At 57.7% G+C, this 17512-nt stretch carries 20 protein-coding genes; 18 read left to right on the forward strand and 2 right to left on the reverse strand.

Translation table 11 applies throughout. The features are described 5' to 3' along the window. The first annotated feature begins 58 nt into the window (after positions 1–58). Positions 59–790, forward strand: a complete 732-nt coding sequence (locus tag KF767_10400) for a helix-turn-helix transcriptional regulator (protein MBX3018290.1) — start codon at positions 59–61, stop codon at positions 788–790. Here the strand turns inward: KF767_10400 and KF767_10405 are convergent. After that, positions 787–1794, reverse strand: coding sequence for a hypothetical protein (locus KF767_10405; protein ID MBX3018291.1), 1008 nt, complete (start codon positions 1792–1794; stop codon positions 787–789). The two genes, KF767_10400 and KF767_10405, sit on opposite strands and share 4 nt — an antisense overlap. A 339-nt stretch (positions 1795–2133) precedes the next feature. On the opposite strand from KF767_10405, the gene flgF reads away from it, so the two are divergent. The 13 genes from flgF (at position 2134) to KF767_10470 (ending at position 12815) form a co-directional block, all read left to right on the forward strand. Then, positions 2134–2946 carry a flagellar basal-body rod protein FlgF gene (gene flgF / locus KF767_10410; GenBank protein MBX3018292.1) on the forward strand — a complete coding sequence of 271 codons (813 nt, stop codon included), beginning with the start codon at positions 2134–2136 and terminating at the stop codon, positions 2944–2946. Positions 2947–2958: 12 nt separating this feature from the next. Then, the gene (gene flgG, locus KF767_10415; GenBank protein ID MBX3018293.1) at positions 2959–3747 is read left to right on the forward strand and encodes a flagellar basal-body rod protein FlgG; all 789 of its coding nucleotides are present in this window, start codon (positions 2959–2961) and stop codon (positions 3745–3747) included. 6 nt (positions 3748–3753) lie between these two features. Then, positions 3754–4602, forward strand: a complete 849-nt coding sequence (gene flgA / locus KF767_10420; GenBank protein MBX3018294.1) for a flagellar basal body P-ring formation protein FlgA — start codon at positions 3754–3756, stop codon at positions 4600–4602. Further along, on the forward strand, positions 4602–5366 hold the full coding sequence (locus tag KF767_10425) for a flagellar basal body L-ring protein FlgH (GenBank protein MBX3018295.1): 765 nt from the start codon (positions 4602–4604) through the stop codon (positions 5364–5366). Before flgA ends, KF767_10425 begins: the two co-directional genes overlap by 1 nt. After that, the gene (locus KF767_10430; protein MBX3018296.1) at positions 5366–6376 is read left to right on the forward strand and encodes a flagellar basal body P-ring protein FlgI; all 1011 of its coding nucleotides are present in this window, start codon (positions 5366–5368) and stop codon (positions 6374–6376) included. The genes KF767_10425 and KF767_10430 overlap by 1 nt, the downstream gene beginning before the upstream one ends. Before the next feature lie 292 nt (positions 6377–6668). After that, entirely contained in the window at positions 6669–7385 is a 717-nt protein-coding gene (locus KF767_10435; GenBank protein ID MBX3018297.1) for a rod-binding protein, read from the forward strand. A gap of 90 nt (positions 7386–7475) precedes the next feature. Beyond that, positions 7476–7820, forward strand: coding sequence for a flagellar biosynthesis anti-sigma factor FlgM (gene flgM / locus KF767_10440; protein MBX3018298.1), 345 nt, complete (start codon positions 7476–7478; stop codon positions 7818–7820). A gap of 15 nt (positions 7821–7835) precedes the next feature. Next, positions 7836–8369, forward strand: a complete 534-nt coding sequence (locus KF767_10445; GenBank protein ID MBX3018299.1) for a flagellar protein FlgN — start codon at positions 7836–7838, stop codon at positions 8367–8369. Between the two features lie 64 nt (positions 8370–8433). Then, complete coding sequence (flgK, locus tag KF767_10450; protein ID MBX3018300.1) at positions 8434–9846, forward strand: flagellar hook-associated protein FlgK; 1413 nt, start codon at positions 8434–8436, stop codon at positions 9844–9846. Between the two features lie 21 nt (positions 9847–9867). After that, the gene (gene flgL, locus KF767_10455) at positions 9868–10938 is read left to right on the forward strand and encodes a flagellar hook-associated protein FlgL (protein ID MBX3018301.1); all 1071 of its coding nucleotides are present in this window, start codon (positions 9868–9870) and stop codon (positions 10936–10938) included. 104 nt (positions 10939–11042) lie between these two features. Continuing rightward, complete coding sequence (gene csrA / locus KF767_10460) at positions 11043–11270, forward strand: carbon storage regulator CsrA (protein MBX3018302.1); 228 nt, start codon at positions 11043–11045, stop codon at positions 11268–11270. A 178-nt stretch (positions 11271–11448) separates the two neighbouring features. Then, positions 11449–11982 (forward strand): flagellar assembly protein FliW, encoded by a 534-nt coding sequence (locus KF767_10465; GenBank protein MBX3018303.1) that lies wholly within the window; start codon positions 11449–11451, stop codon positions 11980–11982. Then, a complete protein-coding gene (locus tag KF767_10470; protein ID MBX3018304.1) occupies positions 11979–12815 on the forward strand; it encodes a 2-oxo acid dehydrogenase subunit E2 in 837 nt (278 codons plus the stop codon). Before KF767_10465 ends, KF767_10470 begins: the two co-directional genes overlap by 4 nt. On the opposite strand, the gene KF767_10475 is transcribed toward KF767_10470, so the two are convergent. After that, a complete protein-coding gene (locus KF767_10475) occupies positions 12801–13883 on the reverse strand; it encodes a hypothetical protein (GenBank protein ID MBX3018305.1) in 1083 nt (360 codons plus the stop codon). The genes KF767_10470 and KF767_10475 overlap by 15 nt on opposite strands. 202 nt (positions 13884–14085) lie before the next feature. Here KF767_10475 and KF767_10480 point away from each other — a divergent pair, with 202 nt between their 5' ends. The 4 genes from KF767_10480 (at position 14086) to KF767_10495 (ending at position 17471) form a co-directional block, all read left to right on the forward strand. Then, on the forward strand, positions 14086–14610 hold the full coding sequence (locus KF767_10480; GenBank protein MBX3018306.1) for a lipocalin family protein: 525 nt from the start codon (positions 14086–14088) through the stop codon (positions 14608–14610). Between the two features lie 111 nt (positions 14611–14721). Further along, on the forward strand, positions 14722–15576 hold the full coding sequence (menB, locus tag KF767_10485) for a 1,4-dihydroxy-2-naphthoyl-CoA synthase (GenBank protein MBX3018307.1): 855 nt from the start codon (positions 14722–14724) through the stop codon (positions 15574–15576). A 3-nt stretch (positions 15577–15579) separates the two neighbouring features. Next, positions 15580–16470: a 1,4-dihydroxy-2-naphthoate octaprenyltransferase gene (gene menA / locus KF767_10490; GenBank protein MBX3018308.1), complete on the forward strand. Its 891-nt coding sequence runs from the start codon at positions 15580–15582 to the stop codon at positions 16468–16470. Next, positions 16461–17471 carry a hypothetical protein gene (locus KF767_10495; protein MBX3018309.1) on the forward strand — a complete coding sequence of 337 codons (1011 nt, stop codon included), beginning with the start codon at positions 16461–16463 and terminating at the stop codon, positions 17469–17471. Before menA ends, KF767_10495 begins: the two co-directional genes overlap by 10 nt. The last annotated feature ends 41 nt before the right edge of the window (positions 17472–17512 follow it).

Below are 17512 nucleotides of genomic sequence, written 5' to 3' on the forward strand. Positions count from 1 at the left end.
TACAAAGCCAGAAAAAGAAGCTCCCAAATCGGGGCCCTTTAGGATATCTGGGGTACCCATGAAGTATACCGATGTCAAAGACCACCTGAAACGTGCGCTGCGCGATCAGGGCGTGACCTATACCGAACTCGGACGTCAACTGCGGATGAGCGAATCCGGCGTGAAGAAGCTCTTCGCGGCGCCGGACATCTCGCTCGATCGGTTAGGGCAGATCTGCGAAATCCTGGGGCTTTCGGTGCATGAACTTTTGGATCCGAAAACGTCCCTTTCGGAAACCCAAACGATCACTTTGACCGAGAAGGCGCAGGAGTTCTTCATGAAAAACCGCGCCTGCTTTTTGTTCCTGATCTTGCTGTATACGGAGCCGCTCGGCTTTGAAGAGCTGATCGCCCGGCACAAGATCGGTCGTCAGCGCGCTTACGGATATCTGCGCGAGCTCGAACGCCTGAAGCTTCTGCGTTGGCTTCCGGGCGATCGTGTGGATTTACGGAAAGACGTTCCCGCGCTGTTTCGCTACGAGGGACGTTTCATGAAACAGATCGTGCGGGAATGGTCCGAGGAGCTTCTGGGCGAGGCGCTCGAGAATCCCCAAGGCGAGATGGATTTTTTCACGTCGAGGATTCTGCACCTGACGCCGGAATCGACTCGTGAGTTCAAGCGTGCCTTTGATGATTTGGTATCGGAGTTCGCCCGCCGTTCGGTGCGCGAAAAGAAGCTGCAACGCCAGCGCGTTTTACCGACCCGATCCCTCGTCGTTCTCCGCGAAGGACATTTCGTCGGTAAGGTCTAGCGGGTCAAAAGCGGTTTGCGCGGCAGCGCCGAGCCCGTGGGGGCGGTGAGCTTCGCGGTCGCCTCGAGCCGGGCTTTCGCCGCCTCGTCGCGGACGATGGCGAGATCCAGTTTTTCACGTAGCAGATGGTACTGACGTTCGTGTTGATCGTACAGGTCGGGGCGGTCGTTCGCGTAGTTGTCGATCATCTGGTAGGCGCGGACGAAATCCACGTACACGCCACCCGGGAACGGAATGATCGGCGGGACGTAGTTCGTGAGGACGTAGTCGATGGCCTCGAGCGCGTAGGGATCCATGTAGCGCGTGCGGCTGAACTCCAGCGAGTTTTTAAAATAGCCGCCGCGCCGGGGATAAAGCCCATGCATCGTCACCACGCGGAAGTCGAAGGTCAGGGCGACCGGCACGTCGGCGTGACCGGGCGGCAGATGCACGCGCTCGGGGAGCGGCGTTTTCAGGGACTGACTCAGCACCACCAGCGCGTAGGTCAACAGCACGGGATGATCCGACTCGATCCGCAGAAAATCGCCGACCATTTCGCCTTGGGCATTCACGTTCAGGTGAACGACGACCTGTCCACCGATCCGCATTTGCGCGATCTCGACCGGGAAATCCATGACGTCGTCCACACGTCGCCACAGCGCTTGGAAGAAGGGCATGGTCTCGGTGGACTTCGGCAGATCCATTCCTTCTGAGTAGCCGTAAACTCCGGCGGTACCGTGGGCGTCGTAACCCGCGTCGCCGAGGGGGCCTTCGCGTCGAAGGGTCGCGGTTCCCGCGCCGTACTCTTGATCAATGCGGGGGCGCCGACCCAAAAGCGGCTCGCGCACTTTCGACGGATCATATTTCGGAATCAGATCCTCGAGCGAAACCTGGGGGGACGTCTTGGGGGAAAGGCCGCGCGCACGCGACCCACTCCTTGGCGAGCCCGCTTCGGGATTTCCGCGCCGGGCGACGGCCTCGTCCGCAGTTGGCGCGACCACTTCAAACTCAACGAATTCTTTCAACGGAGCCCGTTCGGGGGCAGACCGCAAACGCGGCCCGACGATCGCGACAAGTACGATCAATGCGTGTAGCAAGAATGAAGCGACCAATCCGTAAAAACGCAATGGAACCTCTTCGAAAATTGCGGACGAATCTTTGTCGCATGTTGGGTGGGGGAACGCAATCACCCCGATCTTAGGCTAGGTCCTCGTCCGCCATAATTTTGGCAAGTTCTAGTCTTTTTGACGCTACAGATTTCGGTTTGCAACGCCGATACGGCCTAAATTTTCCGTGGCAGATCTGTCACAGACCATCGTCCGGTGGGCACCGGCTTTGCTCAAGAGACTGTTCACGGAGGTGGTATGAGTACACGGGGTGTCTATGCGGCACTGAGCGGAGCCATGGCGCAGGCCCAGCGTCTGGACACGATCGCGAACAACATCGCGAACGTGAATACGCCCGGCTTCAAGCGTGATGAACAAACCTTCCGCGAGTTTCTGACGAATCACGAGAAGCCCGAGGAAGTCCTCGACGCCACCAAGATTCCGAACAGCATCGAGTCGTTCTACGACCAAAAAGGCAACGACATCAGCTTCGTCGACAACGCCGGAACTTATACCGACCACTCGCAAGGCCGTCTGGTGGCGACCGGCGGTCAATTGGATGTAGCGCTGGATGGCGTCGGTTTCTTCGAGGTCATGACGCCGCAAGGACTGCGGCTGACCCGTCAGGGCGGTTTCAACATCGACGGCGAAGGACAACTCGTGACCAAGGAAGGCTATCCCGTCATGGCGCAAGCCGAGCCGGGAGCCGATCCCGCCGCGCGCGTGATCCGTTTGACCGGTGAAGGTCCCGTCCGCATCGCCGAAGATGGTCAAGTTTTCCAGGGGAACGAGGCCTTGGGGCAAGTCGCCGTCGTCGAAGTCGCGGATCGCGATCATCTCAGCAAAATCGGTAACGGTTTTTATGATTTCAAACCCGGCACGCAGCCGGAAGTGTCGAACGCCCAGAACATCACCCTTCGTCAGGGCTTCATCGAAACGAGCAACGTGAACATCGTCAAAGAGATGACCGACATGATCACCGCGACGCGGACTTTCGAAACCGCGAAGAAGGCGATCGATGCTTACGATTCAATTAATGACAAGGTCGTCAACCAGGTCGGGAAAGTCTGAGGTAGTTGATATATGATTCGTGCACTCAATACAGCCGCGACCGGGATGCAAGCGCAGCAGACGAACATGGACGTCATTTCGAACAACATGGCGAACGTGAACACCGCCGGGTTCAAACGTTCGCGCGCCGAATTCGAAGACCTTCTTTACCAAAATGAAAAAGAGCCCGGCACCGCGACCGGGATGAACGCCGTCACGCCCACGGGCGTGCAAGTCGGTCTGGGGGTGCGCACCGCAGCTGTCCAGCGTGATATGGGCGCCATCGGCAGCGCGGTCATGACGAAACGTGCGCTCGACGTGATGATCGAAGGCCCCGGCTTCTTCCAGATCCAGACTCCCGACGGTCAGATGGCTTACACCCGCGACGGTCAATTCCGTCCGGACGCGAATGGCCGCATCGTGGATAAGAACGGGAACGTTCTGCAACCCGAAATCACCATTCCCCCCGAAGCGACCAATATCGAAATCGCGCCCAATGGTGAGGTCCGCGTGCAGACGGGCGATACGGGCGTTCCGCAAACGGTGGGACAGATCGACATCGCGAATTTCGTGAACGCGGCGGGACTGCGTTCGATCGGCCGTAACCTTTACCAACAGACGCCCTCCAGCGGACAGGCGCAAGTTGTCCGCCCGGGCTTGAGCGGTGCGGGTTTCTTGGGACAAGGTCAGTACGAATCGTCGAACGTGAACATCGTCGATGAGATGGTGAATATGATCACGGCCCAGCGCGCTTACGAGTCGAACTCGAAAGCGATTCAGGCCGCCGATCAAATGCTCCAAACCATCAATAGTCTGAGGTAATCGCGAATGAGTTTGTGGTCTTCGGTTCAAAACGTCTGCCGCATTTCGCTCGTGATCCTCTTCGTGGTCACGTTGGTGTACGACTTCGCGCAAGCCAGTGAAGCCGCCGATCACGCGTTGGCGGTCGACGAAAACGGCAAGACCGGCTTCGAGCCCGAACTCAAGTCGACGAAGCGGAGCTTGCAGAACCAGAAGCCCGCGGCGGCCATCGCGGTGGGCTCGGCACAAGCTTTGGAGCAATCCGGAGAAGGCCGCGCTTTGGTCGAGGCGACGCTGCTCGCGCAGTTGCGCCAAGGCTACCGTAATCTTTGCGACGATTGCCGCGTGGAATTCCGTGACGTGAAATTCCCGCCGTTCGCCGTCGAGGACGTCGCGGATCTGAAAATCGGCTTCAAAGATCTGAAGTGGGGCGGAAGTTTCCTGTTACCGGTGGAGTTCCTGGGGGAAACCCAAAGCTACATCAGCGGTCAGGTGCGTTTGCATCGCCAAGGTTTGCAGGCCGCGCGGACCTTGAACGCGCTCGCGGTCTTGAACCCGTCGGATCTGAAATCCGAGTGGATCGACGTCACCTTCCTGAAGGACGATCTGGCGACTTACGCGGATCTCGATGGCGCGGTCGCCAAACGTTTTCTGGCGCTACGCCAAACCGTGCTGAAGTCGGATCTGCGTCTACCGCAGATCGTGAGTCGCGGTCAGATGATCAAGGTTGTCGCCGGGAACGATACGTTCGAGATCACCAGCCACTTTCGCGCGGAAGAAAACGGCAGCATGGGCGACTACGTTCGCGTGAAAAGCGATCAGAATAAAATCCTCAGCGTGCGCGTGATCGCACCCGGAACCGGAAGGCTTGAGTAATGACATTTCGGACAACGATCTTACACATCATCTTCCTGATCGCGATCGCTTTCGGTCTGCTGAATACCGGTTGCGCGGGTTTGATCCCGCGCAGTGAAAAAGCGCAGATCCAAGAGGAAGTCAGCGACGCCGTGAAGTTCTCGGACACGAACGAGTACATGAACATGGCGAATCGCAACTACAAGCGCATGACCCGCAGTCGCATGGAAGAAGAGGCCGAGCTGCACGCGCAGGCCGGTTCGATGTGGGTGATGGAAGGTCAGGGCGCCTATCTGTTCGCGCAGAACAAAAGTCGTCGTGAAGGCGATCTGCTGAACGTGAAGGTCGAAGGCCCCGCGCAAAAGCAAGTCGAAATGAAAGTGAACGTCATCAAGTCGCTGCTCAAGCAGCTCGAGGAACAGGAAAATCCGCCGGCCAAAGATCCGCAACCCGGCGAAGGGCAAACCGTCGAGTCGCAGAAACTCGCCGAGGGCAAAGACGACGGTAAAGGTCGCCAGCCCGCCAGCGAAGGCGGCAAAAGCGTGAACGAGCAGTCGACCGCGGACGCCGTGACGAACGTGCCCACCCGTATCGTCGAAAAACTTTCGGACGGGAATTACCGCGTGAAAGGCCAACAGCCCTTCATGATCGGACAGCGTGAGTACAAGGTGATCGTGACGGGCGTGATCCGTCCCGAGGATTTCAATGATGAAGGCGTCTCTTCCAACCGCCTGCTGGATCCGCAATTCGATGTCGTGAACATTCGCCGCACGGAGAAACGCTAATGAGCCCGCGCTTCGTTCTTCTTTCGATCTATGCCCTTCTGGTCGCGATGCTCGCGGATACGGCGCAAGCTGCGCGTCTGAAAGATATCGCCAGCATCCGCGGGGTGCGTGAAAACCAGCTGATCGGTTACGGGATCGTCGTCGGACTGAAAGGCACGGGCGACGGCAAAACTGAATTCACCGGCAAGTCGATGGCGCGTATGCTCGACAAGCTGGGCGTGAAACTCGATACCCAACAAGTGGACAGTAAAAACGTCGCGGCCGTCATCGTGACGGCGAATCTTCCCGCTTTCGGGAAAGCCGGAAATCCCATGGACATCACCGTAAGTTCGCTCGGCGATGCAAGCTCGCTCGAGGGCGGAACGCTTCTGCAGACGCCTTTGCGCGCGGCGAATGAGCAGGTCTATGCCGTCGGACAGGGAACGGTGACCATCGGTGGGCAAGGCAAAGACGCTTTCACGACGGTGGGGCGCATTCCGAACGGCGCGATCATCGAACGTGACGTCACCAGCGATTTCTCTTCGCGGAAGATGTTCCGTCTGACGTTGCACAATCCGGATTTCATCACGGCGGCGCGAACCTCGCTGCAGATCAATCGCGAGCTCGGCGGACAGTTCGCCGCCGCGAAGGATGCCGGGACGATCGACATCGTGACGCCGCCTTCGTTCGAAGGGCGGGGCGTAGAGTTACTGGCCACGATCGAAGCTGTGGAAATCAATCCCGACCAGAAAGCGAAAGTCGTCATCAACGAAAAAACCGGAACGGTGATCATCGGTGACCGCGTGAAAATTTCACGCGTGGCGATCGCGCACGGCAACCTCTCGGTGAAAGTCCAGGGGAAATCCGCCAAGGACGTGGTCGACGAGAAAGTGAATGTGATCGAAGGCGTATCGGTGGGTGAACTCGTCCAGTCGTTGAACAAGCTGGGCGTCTCTCCGAAAGACCTGATCACTCTGCTTCAGTCCATAAAGGCAGCTGGAGCTTTGCACGGGGAACTCGAAATTTTATGAAAAGTTCTCGTGGAATTTTGAGTTTTGATTCTACAATGTATTTAGCACCTGCGACATGGATGTTGTTGGTGCGCGGGGAGGGCGGGTTAGAGATCAAGAACCAAGGACGGTTAAGATTCTCAACACGTTTCTCGCAGGAAACAGGTGGCAATGGCAAGCAGTCGTCAAGGATTGACGGAATGTGGCCGAAGCTTAAAGAGCTCAGTGCAGGATGCACGCTGAACTCTGACTCCTCTCCCCTTTCTTTTCTCTCGAGCGGCGCGAATGGCGCCGATATCCACGGACGAAATCTATGAGCGAAGTGACGCGCCTCCAGCGTGGCTATCAGCCGCGCGCGGAAGTCACGAACGAACAGAAGGAAGCGAAGATCCGCGAAGTCGCGGAGATGTACGAAAAGCACTTCCTGCGCGAAATGGTGAAGTCCATGCGCGCGACGGTCGGTGACGGCGGACTCATTCAGAAAAACCAGGCCGAAAAAATCTTCAGCGAACAGCTCGACGAGCAGTACGTCGAGAACTGGGGGAAGAAGGGCGGCGTGGGCCTCGCGGATTTGATCCAAGACCAGCTCATGCAACGTTTCGGCGAACAGATGGGCCTGCGTTTCCCGACGGCGAAACCCCAAGGCCCCGTGGCGCTCGACGCGGCCTCGAAGGCCCGTCTGCAAGACGGTGCCCGCGCACGTGAAGCCCGCGTCGGTTTTCAAACGACGTCGAACGCGGCCGAGAAGCAAGTGAACTTCAAAATGAACGACCCGGAAAAACTGACACGCGAGGTCGCCCCCCCTTGGTCGGGGCGGCTGACCGAAATGACGACCGGCGCGAATGGCGAACAGGTCTTGGGCGTCGATCACGGGAACGGATTTCGCAGTCTGTTGAAATTCCAGGGCGAGCTGGTGACAAATTTGCGCCCCGGTCCAGTCGAGGCCGGTCAGGCGCTCGGAGCTTGGGATTCCGGGCGGGGCGACATGAACTGGACGCTTGAATTTCGCCCGGACTCGATCACAGAATAATTTTGGTCCGATGTCCCGATATGCTACGCTAATGAGTAGGGACCTGGTCTTGATGAAACTCGCCAAGGATAAGGCGATGGAGGCTTTCCGATGAAAATCACGCACAACAAAGTGGGTCAGAACGTGAACGTTCGCGACACTCAACGCGGTGAAAAAACCGACGCGTCGGCCAATATCGGTTCGGCCGCGAAGGCGAACATCAGCGAGTCCACGGGCGCGGGATTGAAAGAGCTCGGAGACTTGGGCGCATCGAAAGTCGATATTTCGAAACGCGCGCAGGACATCAAGAAAGCGAAAGAGCTGGCGACGGCGGCTCCCGATGTGGATGAAGCGAAAGTCGCGCGTCTGCAAAAGCTGATCGACGAAGGTAAATACAAAGTCGACGCGGGCGCGATCGCCGACAAGATGATCTCTGAAGCGACGTCGTGGGAGTAATCGATCATGTTCGACATGGACTCCGATAAAAATCGCGAAGAACGCACGCAGAACGCTTACAAGAAGTTGGTCACCAATCTGGATGACATGACGAAAGCGTACCGCAATTTCTTGGACGTCGTTCGCAAAGAGAAAGACTTCCTGCTGACGAGCGATATCGAAAAACTGCGCGACAACAACAGCGTGAAGGAAAGCACCCTCACGAAGCTGAAGGCGCTGGACGGCGCGCGTGAGCGTTACGCGAAAGACCTGGCGAACCTGGTGGGTGGCGAAGCGGAAAGCCCGCGCCTGCTCGATATCGCGCAGAAGATGGCCGGTCCCAACGGGGATCAGCTGCGCTCGATCCACGCGACGCTCGAACTTTTGGTTCGTCGCGCGACCGAGATCAATCGTGAAAATGAACGTTACGCCCAAAGCGCATTGAAGACCCTGGACGGCGCGATGGGAAATATCAAAGAGACGTTGGTGGGAAAAACCACTTACCAGCGCCAGGGCACACTTTCGAACGAGCCGAACAAAGCGGGTAATTTCGTCCGTAAGGAAGGCTAGTTCGCGGGACGGTAAGGCCGGTCCATGAAGGACGGGCCGATGACCTCAAGGAAGAGGGCAGGTTGTGGGTAAAATTCATGCCATGATGGACATGGGTAAACGCGCGATGATGAACAGTCAGACCGCGCTGCAAACCGTGTCCCACAACATCGCCAACAAAACGACCGAAGGTTATTCGCGCCAACGGGTCGAGCAGGTCACGGCGCCGCCCGTGAGCGAAGGCAATCTGCGGCTTGGGACGGGGTCGCGCGCGGCGCAGGTCAGCCGGATCAACAATCCTTTCATCGACAAGCAGCTTCAAGGTGCAAACCGCGAGATGGGGTTTCTGAACGCGCGTTCGGAAACCATGGGGCGCATCGAGCAGGTTTTCAACGAGCAGCAGAACAAAAGCCTGAACCAGTACGTTTCGGATTTCTTCAACAGCTTCCGCGAGCTTTCGAACAATCCCGAGTCGACCACGATCCGCACGATCGTGAAAGAAACCGCCGAAGCCCTGACCAAGGACTTCAAGCGCGTCGACGATCAGCTCGAAACCGTGCGCAAGGACATCGACTTCCAGCTGGACGCGCGGGTCGGCGAGATCAATCGCTATACCAACGAGATCGCCGAGCTGAACCAGAAGATTGCCTCGGTCGAAATTCAGAACGTGCCGGCGAACGACGAACGTGACCGTCGCGACCTCGTTTTGAAAAAACTGAATGAACTCATCGACGTGAACGTCGCCGACGGCGACGCGGGTATGATCAACGTTTCGACGGCGGGCAACGCGCTTTTGGTGACCGGTTTCAGTCAAACCGAGCTGAGCGCGAAAGTGGATCCGGGTTCGGGGCAAACCGAAATCTACGCCGTCGGCCAAGCCGGCGCGCATGACATCAAGATCACGAACCGGATCAAAAGCGGCGTGACGGGCGGATTGCTGTCGGTGCGCGATCGGGTCATCACGGAAGTCAAAGATCGCATGGACAGCCTGGCGTTCACGCTGGGGAACGAAGTCAACAAGGCCCACGTCCTCGGTTACGACCGCGGCGGTCGCGAGGGCTTGGCGTTCTTCATGACCAGCGACACGAAGGCGGGCGCGGCGCGCTCGCTGCGTTTGAATGAAGCGATCGCGAACGACGTCAGCCGGATCGCGGCGGGCGCGAAGGATGGCTCGCCCGGGGACAATACCGTCGCGAACGTCATCAGCCGTATTCAGTACAAACAGGTTTTCGATAACGGCGCGGCGACGATGGACGACTACTACAACGCCCAGGTGGGTCGCATCGGGGTCGTGGCCCATCAAGCGAACAAACAAGTCGAGACCCAGGGCAACGTCGTGAAGCAGATCGAAAAGCTGCGCGAGAGCGTTGCGGGCGTGAGTCTGGATGAAGAAGCGACGAAGATGATCGAGTTCCAGAAAAGTTTTGACGCCTCGGCGCGATTGATTCGCGTCGCGGATGAAATGTTCGACACGGTATTGAACCTTAAACGGATGTAATGAATGCGCGTCACTGACCGGATGAATTTTGACCAAGTCCATCAGAATCTGCAGAAGAATCGGACCGATATGTCCGATCTGCAGAATCAGGCGGCTTCGCAAAAACGTCTGAACAAACCTTCCGACGATCCCGTGGGCGCCGCGCGCGTCCTCGCGACGCGTACGGAAGACCGCGGATTGAATCAATTCGTTAAGAACATTCATCAAGCGCGCAGCTTCCTGGATATGACCGATCAGGCGCTGAATGAGATGTCGGATCTTTTGGTGCGGGCGAAAGAGCTTGCCGTGCAGCAAGCCAACGACGCCGGGGCGAACCCCGAAACCCGTCAGGTTGCCGCGCTCGAGATCGGTCAGACGTTCTCGCAGGCCGTTCAGATCGGGAACCGCAAGCTGGGCGAGCGTTACATCTTCGGCGGATTCAAGACGACGACCTCACCGTTCAATCAGGCCGGCGACTACAAGGGCGACGATGGCGACATGAACGTCCTGATCAACAAGGACGCGGAAGTCGCGATGAACCTGCCGGGCAGTCGGGTCTTCGGCGGCGTCGGCGTGAGCGCCGACGGTCACCTGCGCGCGAAAATGGATTCGCCGAAAACGGCCGAGGACTTGAACCAGTACCAACGCGACAACGAAGAACTTCGTCAAGAGATCGAAGACGGTCGCGACGAAGAATTCGTTTTGCGCGGACCGGCTTCTTCGACCGAGACTTCGCGGCGGCGTCAGGTCGAAACCGTCCCCCAAAATACGCAGGACGGGATCAACGTCTTCCGCGTGTTGAAGAACTTCGAAATCGCTTTGCGAACGAATGATAAAGAAGAAATTCAGATTGCGATCGATGACATCGACCGTTCGCTCAGCCAGGTTATTCAGGGCCGGGCCCAGGTCGGGGCGCGGGTTCAGACCTTGAACCAAACCCAGGAAAGTTTACAAAAATCCCTCGTCGACAATAAGGCTCTACAGAGTCAGATCGAAGATGCGGATCTCTTCCAAACGGTGAGTGATATCTCGAAGACCGATAGTGCTCTTCGCGCCTCGCTCGAGACGTCTGGGCGTTTAGTCCAGAAGAGCCTCCTTGACTTTCTCCGGTAGCGGAAATAGCTACAGTTCCGCTCTTTAGCCACCGATAAAGCCAGCGTTGGAGAACGCTCTTTACCCGGATTGGTATCGAGTCGGAATATCCAGGGAGCCCCCGTATGCTGGTTTTGACAAGGAAGTTGGGAGAAAGCATCGCCATTGACGACCATATCAAGATTCGGGTCGTTCAAATCAAAGGCAAGCAGGTCCGTTTAGGGATCGAAGCCCCCAAAGAGACGAAAATTCACCGCGAAGAAGTCTATCTGGCGATCCAGGACACGAATAAAGAGTCCGCGGCAACCGGTCCGGAAAAGACGCGTAATATCTCGAAAATGCTTAAACCCTAATCGGGTTAAAAGTTTTCGCGGCGCTCGAGAATCACTTTGTTTCCACCTTCAAACCGGCTCTGAACGCGCTTCAGAGGCCGGTTTTTGCGTTTTCGATGCACCGAGAACTCACCCGATTTTTGTCTTGCTGTGTCTGTTCTTTTAGGGTGTGATCCGTTTGTGGAGGGGGGGCCTGCACGTGGTTATTCAGACAACGCGTTTCGGACAAGTCGAGATTCAAGATCAAGACATCCTGTTGTTTTCCGAGGGAATCCTGGGTTTTGCAGAGCTGCACAAGTTCGTGCTGCTGGACGATCCCACGGACGATATCTTCGCTTGGCTGCAAAGCTGCGATGAGCCGGCAATCGCTTTCCCGGTGCTGGAGCCCGAACTTTTCGCGGAAAACTACAAAGTGACCCTCGCCAAGACCGATTACGAAGCCCTCAAAATGACGGACCTCAGCAAAGCTCGTCTTTTGTGCATCGTGACGATCCCCGATGATCCCACGCAAATGACCGCGAACCTCAAAGCACCGGTCGTGATCAATATTCCCGATCGCAAAGCTCGTCAGTGCGTCCTTCAGGACAACCACTTGGCGATCCGTGAGCCGATCTTTGCGAAGCTGCAGCAACGTGTGGTGCAGAATCCGACTCAGTCGATCAAATCGCAGAGCGCGGCCCTCGAAGTCGCGGTTCGTATCCAGAATAAGAATCAACCGGAAGCGGGTCTTTGACCCCCTCCGTTTTTCGCAAGGCTGGCGCAGCTGGCTTTCGCAAAGTCGCCTTGGGGACCTGGAAAACCGCCGGGGACCCCAGCGTCTACGGTCTTGTCGAGTTCGACGCGACTCCCTGTCTTGAGCTCATCCGCTCCACCAAAGCCGAATATGAACGTCCCTTGTCGCTGACGAGCATCGTCGGTGCGGCCGTTGCGCGCGTGCTCGCACGTCGACCCGAGATCAACGCGATTCTGTACCGGGGAAGTATCCGGCGTCGCGAGACCGTGGATTTGTTCTTCCAGTTGAACGTGCCGGGAGCGGGACCCGATCCCGTCGCGGGCGCGGAGCTGAAGGGCGTGACGGTTCGTCGCGCCGACACCAAGGATCTGCGCCGCGTGCACGAGGAGCTGACCGGCAAGGTGCGCGACTCGAAGGCCGGCAAAGAAAACGAACTCGATGCTTCGATGAAGGTCCTCGCGCTGTTGCCGACGTGGCTGATGGCGCTCGTGCTGCGGGCGGCGGCTTGGTTGAATTACGACATCGGCCTTCCGCTCACGTGGTTGGGGATGCCTAGGGATGCGTTCGGCTCGGTGATGATCACGAACGTCGGAACGCTGGGTGTCTCGGTGGCCTGGGCGCCGCTGGTGCCGTTCTCGCGCGTGCCGCTGCTGTTGACGGTGGGCGCGCTGGAAGACCGGGCGTGGGTCGTCGACGGCCGCGTCGAGGTTCGTCCGATCGTGCGTATGGGAATCACCTTCGATCACCGTCTGATGGACGGCGCGCACGCGGCCGAAATGCAGAAACTCTTTTTGGATTATATGCGAAACCCGTCGGTCTTACTCGGCCAGTAAGGCGGGATAAGTCGTCCCGGGATTGACGATAAGGATATCCGAAACCGAACGCGTGAAGATGCTCGGTGTGATGAAGGGCTTCGACTTCACGCGGGTGAGCAGACCCGTGCTCGGGTCGAAGCTGAAGTGTTCGATCGTGTTGAAGGCGGCCGCGGCCGCGACGACCAGAACGTCACCGTTCGCGAGCTCGGCCATTTTCGAAATCCCTTGAAGGACCGCCAGATCGCCGAAGGCTTTGACGGGCGTGCCGAAGGCGGCCGAGTTCACGGCGACACTGTGAATTTCGTGAACGGGGCCGGTGTTGTTGCCGTAGCCGATCAAAAGCTGTCCCGAGGAGTGCATCAGCAGCGATGTCGGAAACGAGGCCGTGGTCGGAGCCGCGAGCACCGCTAGGCAGTCGCCCGCCGTCGCGTAACCTGATTTAGAAATCATGACCACTCGGTTGTTCGCGGCCGCTGCGGTGAAGGCATGAGCCATCAGAACTTGTCCATCGGGGCCGTTGGCGATCGAACTGATGTTCGTGATCACGGGCGCGCAGGCGCCGCCGGGGGCGTTCACGAAGGCATTTGCGCCCATGGTCACACGTACGCCGTTCGCGGTAAACTTCTCGACGGCGGTCGAACGCGAAATCAATAGCGCGCCCGCCGAATCATATCTCATTTGTCGCAAGACCGAAGAGAGGCCCGCGTTCGTGAAAAGCGTCGAATAGCTGGAGCCATCTTTGCGCACGAGTTCCACGCGGCGGCTGGCGGTGTTTTCAACGAGCACCAGAATGTGTTGTTCATCATAGTCCGCGAGCGAGACCGGAGTATCGCCAGGAGAGCTCGTGTAGTCGCGCAAAACCGCGACGAAGTTTCCGTTGCCATCAAAGCGCGAGACCGTTTGCGAAGGTGCGGCCGTCGTGACGCCTAAGCCGACGTAGACCGTGCCGCTGGCCAGGTAGATGTCGGCCAAGGGGGCGGCGATCGCGGGCTCGTCTTTTTTCTTCTCGCACGCGGCGAAAAACCCCACGCACATCAGCACGAGAAGGCTTTGCCGCAGAAATTGAGAAGAGGACTTCTTGTTCACAATTAAGAGATCGGAAGCCTGATATGAGACTGAACAGGACTTACGGCATGTAATCGACGGATGACATGACCTATATCCCCCCGAGTAACCCAAGATTTTCGCGGTTTTTGAGGTCCGAATGTTCCCAACCGGCTTCGGGTTGATAGTTTGCATAGACGTTTCAGGGGATGAGAAAAGGGACAACAATCCAACGGGAGGATCCGTGAAGAAGTTTTTTGCTCGTCGAATCGCCGTGCTTTTGTCGGCGCTGCTCTGCTCGGCTTGTGTTTTCGCGCAGCCCGATGACCCGCAGGTCGTCAGCGCGGTCGATCTCAAACGTTATATGGGAAAGTGGCTTGAGATCGCCCACTCGCCCAACTTTTTCCAGAAGGGCTGCGTGCGTTCGACCGCTGAATACACCTTGAATGAAGACGGCAGCGTGAAGGTCTACAACGTCTGTACGAAAGGGGACGGCTCGGTCAGCGATATCGAAGGCGTCGCGACGGTGCCGAACGCGAATGAGCCGGCGAAGCTAAAGGTCGACTTCGGGTTTCCTTGGAAGGGTGACTACTGGGTCATCGATCTCGAGCCGAACTATGAATGGGCGGTCGTGAGCGGGCCGGGGAAAGACTCGCTCTTCTTCCTCTCACGCACGGCGCCAATGCCCGTGGCGACGCTCCAACCGATTCTGGAGCGTTTAGAGGCCCAGGGCTTCGAAACGGATGAGTTCGTGTTTGATCAGTGGTGAGGGAAGGGGCGCTTGCTTTTTAGGCACGAGGCTCCGTCGGTCGCGGCACTAGCCCGGCTTTCAATTCTTTGTTAAGAGGGCCTTTTCATTCTCAAGCGAAAGGCCTTTTTCATGGCAAAACCCACCGTGCCCAATCCCATCACTCCCGCCGCGGATTGGAAAAGCATCAAGACTTTCGAAGACATCAAGTTCGAAAAAACCGAGGACGGCATCGGCAAAATCACGATCAACCGTCCCGAACGGCGTAACGCCTTCCGTCCGCAAACCGTCTTGGAGCTTCAAGAGGCCTTCCACATGGCGCGTGAAGATCAGTCGATCGGCGTGATCATTTTGACCGGTGAGGGGCACGAGGCGTTCTGCTCGGGAGGCGATCAGAAAGTGCGCGGCGATGCGGGTTATGTCGGTAAAGATGGAATTCCGCGCCTGAACATCCTGGATGTGCAAAAACAAATTCGTCAAATTCCCAAACCCGTCGTCGCGATGGTCGCGGGCTACGCGATCGGCGGGGGGCACGTGCTGCACGTCGTTTGCGATCTGACGGTCGCCGCGGACAACGCGAAGTTCGGTCAGACGGGACCCAAAGTCGGCTCGTTCGACGGCGGTCTGGGCTCGAGCTACCTGGCCCGCATCGTGGGTCAGAAAAAAGCGCGCGAGATTTGGTACCTGTGCCGTCAGTACGATGCGCAGCAGGCTCTCGACATGGGCTTGGTGAATACCGTCGTTCCCGTCAAAGACCTGGAACTCGAGACCGTGAAGTGGTGCCGCGAGATGCTCCAACACTCGCCCATGTCGCTACGGATGCTGAAGGTCTGTCACAACGCGGATTGCGACGGTCAGATGGGACTTTTGGACCTCGCGGGCAACGCGACGCTGTTGTACTACATGAGCGAAGAGGCCCAAGAGGGACGCGACGCTTACGTCGAAAAGCGCAAACCCGATTTCTCGAAATTCCCGCGTCTTCCCTAATCGATGAAGCAGTGGCTCTTGGCCTTCCGGCCGAAAACTTTGACCGCCGCGGTGGTGCCGATCTTTGGCGCGACCGCGCTGGCGCTCTACGAAGGGCACGAGGCGGGCGCGCCCCCAATCCGCTATTGGATTTCGGGTCTGGCGCTTTTCATTTCGGTGCTGATTCAGATCGGCACGAATCTCATCAATGATGCCGTCGACTTTGAAAAGGGCGCCGATACGAAAGAACGCATCGGCCCCGTGCGCGTCACTCAGGCCGGATTGATCTCGAGTCGTCGCGTTTACCAAATGGCCTTCTTCACTTTCGGCCTGGCGCTGTTGTGCGGGATTCCTTTGGTGCTCGTGGGCGGCTGGCCGATCGTGGTGATCGGGATCGCCTCTTTGATCGCGGGTTACTCCTACACCGGAGGTCCGTTCCCGCTGGCGTACCGGGGGCTGGGCGATCTGTTCGTCGTTTTGTTTTTCGGGATCGTCGCGACTTCGGGGCTTTTCTTTTTGCTGACCGGTGCCTGGGATCTGTCGGCCCTGCTGTTAGGGACCCAAATTGGCTTTCATTGCGCGGTTTTGATCGCGATCAACAATTTGCGGGATATGCATGGAGATAAGCTTGTCGGTAAGCGCACTTTGCCCGTGCGCTTCGGGGCTTCCTTCGCGCGTTACGAGATCGCGTTTTTGTTACTGATCCCGTTCATCCTCAATTTTTACTGGTTGTGGCGGGACGCGGTCTGGGCGTTCGCGCTGGGTTTCTTGATTTTGCCTTTAGCTTTCGTTCTTATCCATCGTGTCTTTACCACCCCTCCGAGTCCTGCGTACAATAAGTACCTGGGCCAGTCCGCACTCGTGCATCTGGTCTTCGGTCTTTTGACGTCGGTGGGGTTGGTGTTATGTCGGTAATCCAGTTTTCATTCTGGAAGTACGCTTTGAAGCCGAAAACGCGTATCGGTTCGGTCGCCACGGTGGCCGAGCGCGAAGGCGCGCTTTTGCGGATCAAGTGGCCGGATGAACTGACGGGGTACGGGGATTTGTTTCCGTGGCCGGAGTTCGGCGATGCGGACGTGACGACCCAGCTTTTCAATTTGAAAAGCGGACGCCTGTCGACGGGATTGGAACAGACGATTCATTTGGCCCGCAAAGACGCGCAGGCACGCGCGTTCAATCAGAACTTGATGCGCGGACTGCCCCGCGTGCGCAACCACTTCCTGATTGCCGATCCCGATGCGATCACGGAGGCCGAGTTGACCGAAGCGAAAAAACTCGGCTTTCAAAGCGTGAAACTCAAGTGCGGTAGCCAGATCGACAAAGAGCTCGAATTGGCCGTGCGTCTGGTGAAGCAAAAAGGCTTTCTGCTGCGTTTGGATTTCAACGGCAAGGCGACTCCCGCCGACATCGAAAAGTTCAAGCATGAATTTCCGGAAGGTTTACGCTCGAAAATCGAGTTTATCGAAGATCCGTTCCCTTTCGTTCACGAGCTGTGGCAAGAGGCTTCGGAACTGGCTCCCCTGGCGGTGGACCAAGAGTACGTGCGTGTCCCGTGGGCCGACTATTCCGAGTCGAAACCGCCGCCTTTCAAAGTTATCGTTTTGAAGCCCGCCCGTCAGGACATGGTGAAAGCCCGCGAGTTCGCCCATCGTTTTCGCCTGAAGATCGTCGTGACCAGTTCGCTTGATCATCCGGTGGGCATCATGCACGCCGCCGCGGCCTGCGGGGACATGAAGCGCCTTTACCCGAACATGGTTTTGGACTCGGGTTGTTTTTCCCATACCGCTTACGAGCCCGATCGCTTCTCGCAGATGATGTCGCCGAAGGGTCCGTTTCTGGCCGAGGTCGCGGGATCGGGCGTGGGCTTCGACCAAATCCTGAAAGAGCTACCGTGGACCGATCTGCGCAGCCTGTGATTCCGGCTCCGGGGCTTTTGCTGAATCCCAGATTACCCGAA

This window comes from Pseudobdellovibrionaceae bacterium, assembly GCA_019637875.1.
In the GTDB taxonomy this organism is placed as follows: Bacteria; Bdellovibrionota; Bdellovibrionia; order Bdellovibrionales; family Bdellovibrionaceae; genus JAHBUW01.